Origin of the sequence: Gilliamella sp. ESL0254 (assembly GCF_013344985.1) — a bacterium.
In the GTDB taxonomy this organism is placed as follows: Bacteria; Pseudomonadota; Gammaproteobacteria; order Enterobacterales; family Orbaceae; genus Gilliamella; species Gilliamella bombicola.
Map to the genome: position 1 here is coordinate 783986 of NZ_JAAEDU010000001.1, position 12852 is coordinate 796837.

Consider the following 12852-nt stretch of genomic DNA (forward strand, 5'->3'; position numbering starts at 1 on the left):
ATATAATCAAATAATTAACTAACAACCATAAGGAATTATATGAAAAAAATACTAATATTGATTACTGCCGTGTTTTTATTCGGATGTAACGAAAAGACTTATACAGTAGAAGATTTTAAAAATAATAAAGAACTACTAGATGAATACCGTAAAAAATGTGAGAACGGTGAAATAGATGGTGATAGTTTAAATTGTCAAAATTCTCATAAAGCAATTATTTCAAAAAATAGAGTTGGTAATGCAAGCTGGAATTAATACAAATTTTAGTATTAACTAGCAACCATAAGGAATTATATGAAAAAAATACTAATATTGATTACTGCCATGTTTTTATTCGGATGTAACGAAAAGATTTATACAGTAGAAGATTTTAAAAATAATAAAGAACTACTAGATGAATACCGCAAAAAATGTAAAAACGGTGAAATAGATGGTGACAGTTTAAATTGTCAAAATTCTCACAAAGCAATGATTGGACTTAGTAGACCAACTAATACTGGAAAATGGACTGATTAATTTAAATGAATAAAAGCCACTCATGTGGCTTTTAAAATTTCAATATGTAGAATAAATTTTATTAATTAACTTCAACAGCACGAAGCATGCAGTCCTAGCCGACTCAGCGCCCAAAGCGGGACTGTTTGTTGCTATATTATCCTCTATTAGCACCGTAACCACCCCTGCGGCCCAAGGATTAAGGACTAAGCTATAAAAGCTAAGGTGTGGTGCAAATAGAGGAATAGATGTTGTAGCCTATGTGGCCGTCGGGCAAGGGTCTGCCGACGCTTTGGTCCCAGAGGATCACGATGCCCCAGCTAAAAAGAAGAGAGGAGGCCTTAGATTCATTCAGCCAGAAGGAGTAGCCGAAGTCGCTATTATGGTAGAATTCCATATTGCCCCACTCCGAGAAAAAACCAGCTCCGATATGACGCATGTAATAATTACCAGATGACCTAGGCGTGGCGCCATCTATACCATTTTGACATGGGAAATTAGTATTATCAACACCACACTTTGAGTTAGTTAAATCCCTGAGCCGTGCTACACGATAACCCAAACGACTACACCAAGACATCATTTCGTCAGACCAAAAATACCCTTTATTCCCCCGACTTACGAACCACTTCTGTAAGACAAATCCATACCTCACCTCACGACCATCACCATCCCTACCCACCAACTCAAACTTCTGTGGCAAAGATGGACGTTCAAGTGGACTAGGATTAGCTGACTGTTGTTGAGTATAAGTCGCCACAGGACCGCTTAACCATACCCTTGTTACATAACTGGATTTATCAGTAATCCATTTATCGTAGCTACTGCTTCGGCTTGGTCGCACCCAACGCACATCTGCCCTTATACGACCACTAGTGTTAACAGTCCAACTCAACTGGCTTCCATCCACTCCTGCAGGCATCTCTAAGTCAAAATACACCCCATTAGTACCCGTTGTAGGAAAATTTTGGCCATAAGATGATGAACGCGTTGACTGAGTTAAAAAACCCTTTGTAGGATTCCATATGTTAGATGGACCGGCATATTGAGGACGATATTGACGGCCAGTAGTACCACCATATAACAAATTCGGCCTTACCGACTGCACAAAAAAGAAACAATTTTCATTTGGACTGAAATAATAAGTCTCTCTGTCATTAGTGGTTGAAAATACACGACGATTTGGCACGCCATACTGTGTAGTTAAACTACCACCATCAGAGCTAAGACCTATTGTTAACTGATAAGGCGCCTTACATGCATCTAATGTATCATTAAGACGTACAGTATCTCCATTCTTATCATGTAACGAAAGCCATAAAGTCCCTGTCGCCGTTACACCTCCATCTCCATCATCATCTCCCCAATAATGATAACGATTGACTAAATCATTTAAACTCAAATAAGTGGTCGATGGTGGAAAAATAGTCTTTATATCACCCAAAGTACGCCATGTTGATAATACTATTGGATTTGTCCTACTTGATGTATTCGTTGACGGCGAGACCTTTACACCATGAGGCAACGTAATGGTGAGCAACGATTCAAGGTCTGTTACCTTGGTTTGGCCTCCATCAGATGTTAAATACGGCCCACTACCCTCAATAACCCTTGAGGTTTGCGCTGTTAAGGCCTGTGCACCAAATGAACACAACCAAAACAATAACGCCGCAATGCATAACGAAGACCTTAATAAGAACGATAAAAGATTGAATCTCTGCCTCGACAACAACCCTACCGATAAACTCGGCGAGTTCACTAAGCTAGATGATTTCGGTGATAAAAATAAGAATGGAGTCTGATTTTGACTACGATGATATTGAAAAAGATTTAGGGCGTAGGTTTGGCATGCCAGATGCCAGATGCCAGATGCCGATTATGATAGCGCATTTCGATTATCCTGTCAAGTAAATTTTTGTTTTATTTGAATTTTTTATAATTGACCGCTCAACTAATGAGCACTCCCTTGCTTTAAAAGCGCTTAAATTATAGTCGGTTGATTAATAATGCGCTAGTTTTTTTGTTAAAAATTTGTAAAGTTTTGTTAAAGGCTGCGTCAATCTACGTTGGTATACTGCTAGAAGCTGGTTTTGGGTGGTGTTTTTCGCCTAAAAACCACAGAATAAAAACTTCAATAAAATCAATACCTTTCCTGACCGATTTTTGGCAAAAAATAAAGTACTTTTTGTTATATGTGATTAGAATTAATTAAGTGTGTAGGTTTCGGAAGTTTGCTTTGGGTGTTCAAAGTAACTACCGTGATCACGTCCGATCTAAGCGGATTAGCAAATCTTCTGAGCAATCATCCTGCGCTTGACTGCAGATTGATAAAAAGGGTTAAATGAATTTTTGTTTTTTTGACAATGAGCAAATTTAATCATTAAAAACAGCCATATAATTAATTGATTTTATTTTTATTTTTAGTTTAATAATAAACCATTGTTACGCTGTGTTTTCTTCATGATAAAAATATCCCTTATTGCCTACATTCAATAATAAAATTACAATAATTTCTTTTAACCACTTACAGCAAAAACATGATCACTTACCACAATGCTACGTTAGAAGATTTACCATTTATTGTCGATGTCTATAATTCAACAATTGCTAGTCGTCAAGTGACTGCTGATACGGTACCTGTTTCTGTTGAAAGCCGATTAGAATGGTTTTACCAGCATAACCCTCAAAATCGTCCGCTTTGGTTAATTAAATATCAAGATCAACCTTGTGGTTGGATCAGTTTATCTTCGTTTTATGGGCGCCCTGCTTTTTATAAAACGGTTGAGATTAGCTTATATCTTGATCAGGATTTTCGAGGTAAAAAAATTGGTCAATTTATGGTAGATAAAATTGAACAATTTGCAAAACAAGCAGGAATTGAGGCAATTTTTAGTTATGTGTTTCGACATAATTTACCCAGTGTTAATTTATTTAAAAAAATGCAGTACCAACAATGGGGGCTTCTTCCAAAAATTGCTGAATTGGATAATGTTCAGCGTGATTTAGTAATATTGGGTAAACGATTAGATTAACCCGCCTATTACCAATAAATTCAACTATTCAAAAGGAATTTTAATGAGCACCTTAAATGATATTAAATATTACGCTAGTCAATCTAAAATCACCACGACGCTAGTAGTAATCAACATTCTGTGTTTTTTTGCATTTCGGCTACTTGATAGCCGCGGGTTTTCGCCACTAAATGAAAATCGCTTTTTAATTGATTGGGGTGCCGATATTGCGGAGCTAACTTTTTCTGGCCAGTATTGGCGGATGTTTACTAATTTATTTATGCATGTCAGTTTTACGCATTTAGCCATGAATATGCTGGCATTATGGAGCACTGGACCAATTTTAGAAAAGCGCATTCCCGCCATGGCTTTTTTAGGTATTTATCTTTTTTCAGGCTTAGTTGGAAGCTTATCAAGTGATATTGCAACTATCAATCACAATGTGATTAGCTGTGGGGCATCGGGGGCAATTTTAGGGATTATTACCGCTTTACTAGCTTATTGTTTGGTGTTTAAAACCAATATACAAGAAATGCCAGTCAAAGCAATGCTAGTTAGTTTGGTATTAACTGCAGGATTAGGCTTATTACCTTCAATCGATAATATGGCACATATCGGTGGCGCTTGCGCTGGGTTTGTGCTGGGTGGGCTGATTTCGTTATGCCTTAAAACATTCAAATACCCAAGTAAGCTAAGTTGGCTTATTATTAGCCTTGTATTTATTGTCACTGCATTGGGGATCTATGCACAATATATGCGCTATGCTTTACCTAGTGGTTATTACGTCTATTATTAACAATAAAAAGGCGCTGATTATCATCAATCAGCGCCTTTTTTATGCAAACTTGATACGACTAAAAGCTATTTAAAATCCGTGCAGGATCGATTTTACAAGCCCGTTTAGCTGGATAGTAACTAGCAATTAAGCTGAGTAACATAGCGGTAATAAACACTATTACTACATCAAATAGATGGATTTCAGAGGGTAAAAAGTCGATAAAATAGATATTACTATTTAGGATTTTATGCCCCAGCAATGACTCAACTCCACCCATAATATTCGACAGTTGCCAAGACAATATCACACCTAAAACAACACCCATTAAGCTACCAATTAATCCTGATATCACACCATACCAAATAAAAATATGCCGAATTAACCGATTGGTTGCACCTAGCGTTTTTAATATGGCGATATCTCGCTGTTTGTCTTTGACGGCAATGACAAGCGTTGACACAATGTTAAAACAAGCCACGCCAATCACTACAATCATGGCTAAATACATGATTTGCCGGATCATTTGAATATCGCGATACATAAAGCCAAAGGTCTGTTCCCAACTATTAAATGTTAGGGGTTCATCAAGGGCTAATACAGCCTGCCCTATAAGATTATTAGCTTGATAGACATCATTCACATTGACCATAATGCCTGTAACACTATCGCCCATACTTAGAAGTTTTTGTGCATCGGTTAAGGGGATCAATGCAATATTGTTACTTAAACTACCGCTTAACTCTAAAATGCCCACCACTTGCAAACGAACGCGTTTAGGCGGCTTGAGTTGGTTTGGCCCACTCGATACAGGAATTAATAAAGAAACCCATCCCCCTTCATTTATCGACAAGCTCTTAGCTAGCCCAGCTCCAATAATCACTTGCTGGCTATCGGGCTTAAACTCTTGCCATTTATTATTCAGGACATAATTAGGCAGTGCGCTAACTTGCACTTCTTGTTCGGGATCTAGCCCTTGTACTTGTACTGCGGCTAGTTTGCTGCCGTTTTCGATTAATCCGGTAAAATTAACAAACGGTAAGGCCGATACAATATGGCTGTTACTTTTGAGTTCTTGTTGAATATGTTGCCAATTATCTAAATTGCCGTATTCAGGATATAGTTGCCCATGTGGCACCACAGATAAAACCCGATTATGTAACTCGCGCTCGAAGCCGTTCATGGCACTTAACCCTATAATTAAAGCGGCAATGCCAATGGCGATACTGAGTGTTGAAATGATCGAAATCAACGATACCATACCACTTTTACGGCGACCTTTACGGAATTTAATGGCGGTAATTAAAGATAAATTCATACTAATTACCTATTCATTGATTATCTGATGATGAGTTATCAGATAGTTGCCCATCTCTCATCACCATTTGTTTATCAAGCTTATTAGCGAGCTCAAGATCATGCGTCACCACCAAGAACGCAGTGCCATGTTCGCGATTTAGTTTAATAAGTAAATCAAAAATCGCATCAGCAGTTGATTTATCAAGGTTTCCTGTTGGCTCATCAGCCATGACTAGTGCAGGGTTATTAATTAACGCACGCCCAATTGCCACACGCTGACGCTCACCGCCTGATAGCTCAGATGGACGATGATTAGCTCGTTTAGCCAAATTAACCGATTCAAGCATCGCCATGGCACGTTTTTTTGCTTCATTTGGGGATACACCACCAATTAATAATGGCATTGCGACATTTTCTAGCGCTGTAAAATCGGGCAATAAATGATGGAATTGATAAACGAAGCCGATTTCTTGATTACGTAGCTGCGCCTTTTCGACCTCGGATAATTGGTTAAGTTGTTTGGACTTAAACATAATTTCGCCCGAAGTGGGTTTATCAAGCCCACCTAATAGATGTAATAACGTGCTTTTACCTGATCCTGAACTACCAATAATGGCGAGTAATGATTTTGGGTAGATATCAAACGAGACATTTTTTAACACCTCGGTCACCATTTTGCCTTCGTTATAGGTTTTATAAAGGTTCTTGGCGCTTAGAAGTATTTGTGGATTATTCATAACGTAAAGCCTCGGCTGGTTGTATATTGGCTGCACGATATGCAGGATAAATAGTTGAAATTAGCGATAACATAAGCAATCCAATAATAATAAAAACAACTTGTGTTGGCTCAACCAATGATGGCAATTGAATGCCAGCAAACGATAAACCAAGCACTTGCATAATTTCGTTTAGATAACAAGCAAGTAACAGGCCAAATGCACTACCTAATAACGTGCCAATTACCCCTGAACTTGCTCCTTGAATAATAAAAATCAGCATGATTTTAAAACGAGACAAGCCCTGCGTCTTCAAAATCGCAACTTCGCCTTGTTTTTCCATAACGAGTAAACTTAGCGAGGTGATAATGTTAAAAGCGGCAACAATGACAATTAAACTAATCAATAAGCCCATAACATTTTTTTCCATTTTAATCGCTTGAAACAGCTCACCACGTTTAACACGCCAATCATTAAAAACTAACCCGTCTGGTAATGGAGTATTTGTTACAGAAGCGATATCAAGCGGTTTATCTAAAAATAAACGCCAACTTGTTATCATATTAGCAGGGTAACGTAACAAATTCCGAGCATCGGACTGATGAACATAAATTAGAGATTGATTAATATCATGATTAACTGAAAATAGCCCAACAATATTAAATAAGCGCTGTGAAGGAATGCGTCCAACAGGCGTAATTTGACTAGCATCTGTCACCATTAAGCGAATTTTGTCGCCAACGGTTACGCCTAATTGATTGGCTAATGTTTGCCCAATAATGACATTATACTGCCCTGCCTGCAAGTCCAAAACAGAACCACTATAGATATAATCATTGATTGGGTCATTATCTTCTGGCGTAATACCCATTAAGGTGCTCACAGTGATACTTTGCTCACTTTGCAAAACCACATCACCAGTAACTAAAGGGCTTATATGATTAACGCCTTGAATATGGATAAACTGTTCACGAGTAACAACATTAGGATCAATACGCCCCTGTGGAGTTGTGATCTGCGCTTGAGGTAGAAACTTCAAAATACTACCTTGCATTTGATCTTCAAGCCCATTCATGACCGATAAAACGACAATCAAGCCAATGGAACCAAGCATAATCCCAATCATCGACAACCATGACACAAAGCGACCAAACCCATCCGTTTTTTGCCCATACACATAGCGCAAACCAATAAAAAAGACTAATGGACGAAATATCTTTGACATAAACGTATATATTACCTAAAACTTTTTGACAAAGTTCTGCTAGTTAATTGCAAGGTGCTTATCATACAGGATTAAACAGTTATAGAAAACAACCACGTAATTACGTTATAATCTGTTGATAATTTTTCAGCAATATCAACAAATTCATCATGTCAAAAATACAACCTAGTTCAACATTAATTCCTCAAAAATCGGGTGAAGTAAAGCAAATTGGACAACTCATCGGTTCATCGTTGTCACAATTTTGTGCCCAAGTAATAGACGCACACGATGGTTTAGTGGTGATTATTACTGATGATATGCAACAAACCGCCCGCATACATGGAGAGCTTAAGCAGTTTTCGCCGTTTCCTGCTATCTTTTTTCCCGATTGGGAAACGTTACCTTATGATAGTTTTTCACCACATCAAGATATTGTATCAGAACGTTTATCCTGCCTTTATCATCTTGGTCATTTAACCAAAGGTGCTTTGATTTTACCCATCAATACCTTAATGCAAAAAGTCTGCCCTCAAAGCTATTTAGGCGGGCATGTGTTTATGATGAAAAAGGGTCAGCAAATTAGTCGTGAACACTTACGTTTACAACTTGAAAATGCAGGCTATCGCTCAGTCAGCCAAGTCATGGAGCATGGCGAATATGCTACTCGCGGCGAGCTGTTTGACATCTATCCAATGGGCAGTGATAAGCCTTATCGTATCGACTTTTTTGATAACGAAATCGACAGCATACGCACCTTTGATGTTGAAAACCAGCGAACGCTTAACGAAATTGAAGAAATCCAGCTACTACCTGCACATGAATTTCCATTTGATAAAGCATCAATTGAGCTGTTCCGCAGTAAATGGCGTGAACAATTTGAAGTAAGATTAGATGCAGAAAGCATCTATCAACAAGTTAGCAAAAATATTTTGCCAACCGGCATTGAATATTGGCAAGCTCTCTTTTTTAACGAACCATTAACACCACTATTTTCTTATTTTTTAGCAAATACCTTAATTATCAATACCGTTAATATTGAGCAATATGCTAACAAATATTGGCAAGATATTTCCCAACGTTATGAAAGCCGTAAAGTCGATCCAATGCGTCCATTGCTTGAGCCTGCAATTATTTGGTCTAAAACTGATGAAATTTTTGCCCATTTCAAAAACTACCCAAGAATAGTAATATCAAATTCGACAATCGTAGAATCGAATAGAAATATTAATTTACCTTATTCTGCATTACCTGAAATCGCCATTCAGATCCAACAAAAAGATCCTTATTGGCAATTTCAACAATTTGCTGATAATTTTTCGGGTAAAATCATCTTTTCGGTTGAGTCTGAAGGACGCAAGGAAGCGTTACAAGAAATTCTTGGCAGAATTCGTATTCATCCAACCACCATCAATCAGCTTGATGAACAAACCAATACGGATAACCGTTTTTGTTTAATGATTGGTACCAGTGAACAAGGCTTTATTGATCAACAAAAAAATTACGCTTTTATTACCGAAAACGAACTATTAGGTCGGCGCATTATTCGTCGTAAAAAAGAAAATAAACAAGCGATTAATACCGACTCACTCATTCGTAGTCTAGCTGAATTAACACCAGGAAAACCCGTTGTACATTTAGAGCACGGTGTGGGTCGTTATGCAGGTCTTACAACGTTAGAAACAGGCGGTATTACGGCAGAATATCTAATTTTGTTGTATGCCAATGATACCAAACTTTATGTTCCCGTTTCGTCATTAAACTTAATAAGTCGTTACTCAGGTGGCGATGAAGAAAACGCCCCACTGAATAAATTAGGCACTGATGCTTGGAGTAAAGCTCGGCAAAAAGCGGCCGAAAAAGTGCGTGATGTCGCAGCGGAGTTACTCGATATCTATGCCGAACGTGAAAGTAAACCCGGATTTCAATTTCAACAAGATCGTGAGCAATATGAACTATTTTGCCAAGGATTCCCTTATCAAGAAACTGATGATCAACAAAATGCCATTGGCGCTGTAATTGGCGACATGTGCTCGCCTTATGCCATGGACCGATTAGTCTGTGGTGATGTGGGGTTTGGTAAAACCGAAGTTGCCATTCGTGCAGCCTTTTTAGCTGTTATTAATCATAAACAAACAGCCGTTTTAGTGCCAACAACTCTACTTGCTGAACAACACTACGAAAGCTTTTGTGATCGTTTCGCCAATTGGCCTATTCGTATAGAGAGCCTGTCTCGCTTCAAAACAGCTAAACAACAAAAAGCCATTATAGAGGCTCTTGGCGAAGGCAAAATTGATATTGTGATTGGTACGCATAAATTGCTACAAGAAGATATCAAATGGAAAGATTTAGGTTTACTAATTGTTGATGAAGAACACCGCTTTGGCGTTCGTCAAAAAGAACGCATTAAAGCAATGCGAGCAAATATCGATATTTTAACGCTAACAGCAACCCCAATTCCACGAACACTAAACATGGCAATGAGTGGTATGCGAGATCTTTCGATTATCGCAACGCCACCTGCTCGACGACTGGCGGTAAAAACCTTTGTTCGAGAATATGATGATCTTGTGATTAGAGAAGCCATTTTGCGTGAAATTTTACGTGGTGGTCAGATTTATTATTTACACAATGACATTTCTGATATCGAAAAAGTCAGCGAAAAACTGGCAGAATTGGTGCCCGAAGCACGCATTACCATTGGTCATGGACAAATGCATGAACGCGACTTAGAGCGTGTGATGAATGACTTTCATCATCAACGCTTTAACATACTTGTTTGTACTACCATTGTTGAAACTGGTATCGACATTCCTAACGCTAATACCATTATTATTGATCGTGCCGATAAATTTGGTTTAGCTCAGTTACATCAACTCAGGGGGCGAGTTGGGCGTTCTTACCATCAAGCCTATGCTTATTTGTTAACGCCACATCCTAAATTACTCACTAAAGATGCTAAAAAGCGCTTAGATGCGATCGCATCCCTTGAAGATTTAGGAGCCGGCTTTGCCCTAGCCACACACGATCTTGAAATTCGGGGTGCAGGCGAGCTATTGGGTAGTGATCAAAGTGGACAAATTGAAACTATTGGCTTTAACCTTTATATTGAACTGCTTGATGATGCAGTCAAATCATTAAAAGAAGGCAAAGAACCCACACTGGAATCATTACTTAATAGCCAACAAACCGAAGTAGAGTTAAGATTGCCAACATTAATTCCTGATGACTTTATTCCCGATGTCAATACACGCTTATCGCTATATAAACGCATTGCTAGCATTGATGATCTAGACGAGCTAACCGACATTCAAGTCGAAATGCGAGATCGCTTTGGTCAATTACCCGATGCCGTGCTGTTTTTATTAGAAACCACCAAAATCCGTTATCATGCAAGCCAATTAGGCATTACCAAAATCGAATTTGGCGAAAAAGGCGGTTATATTGAATTTGGTCCAAATAATAAAGTGTCTGTCGATTACTTAATTCAAATAATTCAAAAAGAACCAAAAAATTATCGCCTAGAAAGCTCAAATCGATTAAAATTACAAAAATCAGAATTACAACGCAATGAACGTATTGAATATATTAAAAATTTGTTGACTAATTTTGCAGATCATCAAGAATGATAATTTAAAATATAATAAATAACTAAGAGAACAGGAATGAAAAAAACAACACTCGCTATGGGAATCGTTGCCGTATTAGGAGTTTCTTATGTTGGTACGGCATGGTACACAGGTAACATAATTGAAAGAGATATTGACAGCCAATTAGCGTTAATCACCAACAATATTAACCAAATTCAAGACAAATTTACCTTTAATATTGAAAAGAGCAATTACGACAAAGGAATATTCTCAACTAAACTCCATCTAAAAGTGACATCGTCACAAAATCAATCTTTTGATGAAGCTGCTACCCCCCAAAAACTATTTGATGATGATATCACTATCCACCATGGTCCTTTCCCTATTGCAGCCCTTGCCAAAGGTACATTTGTTCCACAAATGGCTTGGTTAGAATACGAAATGACAGAACAAACTAACCAAAGACTTTGGAAATTAGCGGATAATCAGCCATTTATTTCTGGGCATATGGGAATAAGTTATGGTGAATATGTCACTGCTAAATTGACAAGCAAAGCGATAAAATTTATGGATAACGACTTTGATATTGGCAAAGGTTATTTTACCTTTAGTGGCTATATTGATGGTACTGATATGACGGCTAATTTGCAATTAGATAGATTACCTTTTCTATCAGACGACACATACGACTTTAATGTTATCTTTAGTGACTTGAATCTGTCACTAACACCACTTAGCACACTAGATGAGGTAGATTACAAATTAAATATCGGTAATATAAAATACAGTTTTAGCACATATTCAATAGCAGGTTTGGATATTGATAACATTAAATCAACAGGTAAATTTAATTACAAAACCCAAGATATTGATTTGCAAGGCAGTATCGATAAAATGATATTAGAGTCTCCCCCATCGTTATATACCCCAAATATCAAGACATTGGTTTTTAATAATATTACTATGAAGCAAAAAAGTATCTTAAATAAGGCTTCTAATATAATTGATAATTCGTGTTTTGCTAATATTGATTCGATTATTTATGGTCAACAGAATCTAGGCAATATTCAGACCGATGTCGAGTTTCAAAGTTTGAATAGAGATTGGTCCAGAAACTTATTTGATATGAATGATATGAATTTAAACGATATCAATCTCAAACAGAATATCAAATTTTCACTCAATAAATTCAATTGGCACACGCCTGCAGGTGATATTAATATTAATATTAACTTAATGTTAGATGTATTTGATATATATGAGATGTCTCTTGTTCAAGACCCTTACGAAAATATTAATGCGATAAAATTCAAGCTCGAAGCACCATTTGACGTATTAGCGCGTATATCAGCACAAATAGAAAACCCTAACGATAATAACGTAACACCACAACAAATCACAAAAGCCAATCAAATGATACAATTGGTGGCTAACTTACTTAAATCTAAATCCAGCTTTTTAATGTTAAGCAATGGTAAAACTGATGGCTTTTATTTAGACTTGAACTTAGCTAAAGATAGTGACGAAGTTGAAGTGAATGGTAAAACAATGTCAAAAGAAGAATTCTTAGACAATTTATAACTCATCAGTCAACTTATCTAACTAATCTGATCCGCCAGTCATACTGGCGGATATTATTCAGCTGCCCTTTTCAAAAAAAATAAATTGATAAAAACCGACTTATTACCCTTAAAGAAACTAAAATAATCAAAAAATTATCGCCTATAAACTGCAAATCAATTAAAATTACTACAATAAAATT

Annotated in this window: 10 protein-coding genes; 6 read left to right on the forward strand and 4 right to left on the reverse strand. The window is 37.2% G+C overall.

What is annotated here, in order from left to right; genetic code table 11:
- Positions 1-39: 39 nt before the first annotated feature.
- Together GYX25_RS03745 and GYX25_RS03750 are read left to right on the forward strand one after the other, a co-directional pair.
- Complete coding sequence (locus GYX25_RS03745) at positions 40-255, forward strand: EexN family lipoprotein (protein WP_091347076.1); 216 nt, start codon at positions 40-42, stop codon at positions 253-255.
- A 39-nt stretch (positions 256-294) separates the two neighbouring features.
- Positions 295-516, forward strand: coding sequence for an EexN family lipoprotein (locus GYX25_RS03750; protein WP_091347078.1), 222 nt, complete (start codon positions 295-297; stop codon positions 514-516).
- A gap of 199 nt (positions 517-715) precedes the next feature.
- Here GYX25_RS03750 and GYX25_RS03755 read toward each other — a convergent pair whose 3' ends face one another.
- Positions 716-2158, reverse strand: coding sequence for a hypothetical protein (locus tag GYX25_RS03755; RefSeq protein ID WP_174786757.1), 1443 nt, complete (start codon positions 2156-2158; stop codon positions 716-718).
- Between the two features lie 874 nt (positions 2159-3032).
- Here GYX25_RS03755 and GYX25_RS03760 point away from each other — a divergent pair.
- Both GYX25_RS03760 and GYX25_RS03765 read left to right on the forward strand, forming a co-directional pair.
- Positions 3033-3527 carry a GNAT family N-acetyltransferase gene (locus tag GYX25_RS03760; protein ID WP_091347083.1) on the forward strand — a complete coding sequence of 165 codons (495 nt, stop codon included), beginning with the start codon at positions 3033-3035 and terminating at the stop codon, positions 3525-3527.
- 43 nt (positions 3528-3570) lie between these two features.
- Entirely contained in the window at positions 3571-4302 is a 732-nt protein-coding gene (locus GYX25_RS03765) for a rhomboid family intramembrane serine protease (RefSeq protein ID WP_174786758.1), read from the forward strand.
- 58 nt (positions 4303-4360) lie between these two features.
- On the opposite strand, the gene lolE is transcribed toward GYX25_RS03765, so the two are convergent.
- The 3 genes from lolE to lolC are packed head-to-tail and all read right to left on the reverse strand — an operon-like array spanning position 4361 to position 7512.
- Complete coding sequence (gene lolE, locus GYX25_RS03770) at positions 4361-5599, reverse strand: lipoprotein-releasing ABC transporter permease subunit LolE (protein ID WP_180214326.1); 1239 nt, start codon at positions 5597-5599, stop codon at positions 4361-4363.
- Between the two features lie 13 nt (positions 5600-5612).
- A complete protein-coding gene (lolD, locus tag GYX25_RS03775) occupies positions 5613-6317 on the reverse strand; it encodes a lipoprotein-releasing ABC transporter ATP-binding protein LolD (RefSeq protein WP_091347090.1) in 705 nt (234 codons plus the stop codon).
- Entirely contained in the window at positions 6310-7512 is a 1203-nt protein-coding gene (gene lolC / locus GYX25_RS03780) for a lipoprotein-releasing ABC transporter permease subunit LolC (protein WP_091347251.1), read from the reverse strand. Before lolC ends, lolD begins: the two co-directional genes overlap by 8 nt.
- A gap of 158 nt (positions 7513-7670) precedes the next feature.
- Between lolC and mfd the strand changes: the two genes are divergently transcribed.
- Positions 7671-11129 (forward strand): transcription-repair coupling factor, encoded by a 3459-nt coding sequence (gene mfd, locus GYX25_RS03785; RefSeq protein WP_174786759.1) that lies wholly within the window; start codon positions 7671-7673, stop codon positions 11127-11129.
- Between the two features lie 36 nt (positions 11130-11165).
- Positions 11166-12671, forward strand: coding sequence for a YdgA family protein (locus GYX25_RS03790; protein WP_174786760.1), 1506 nt, complete (start codon positions 11166-11168; stop codon positions 12669-12671).
- The last annotated feature ends 181 nt before the right edge of the window (positions 12672-12852 follow it).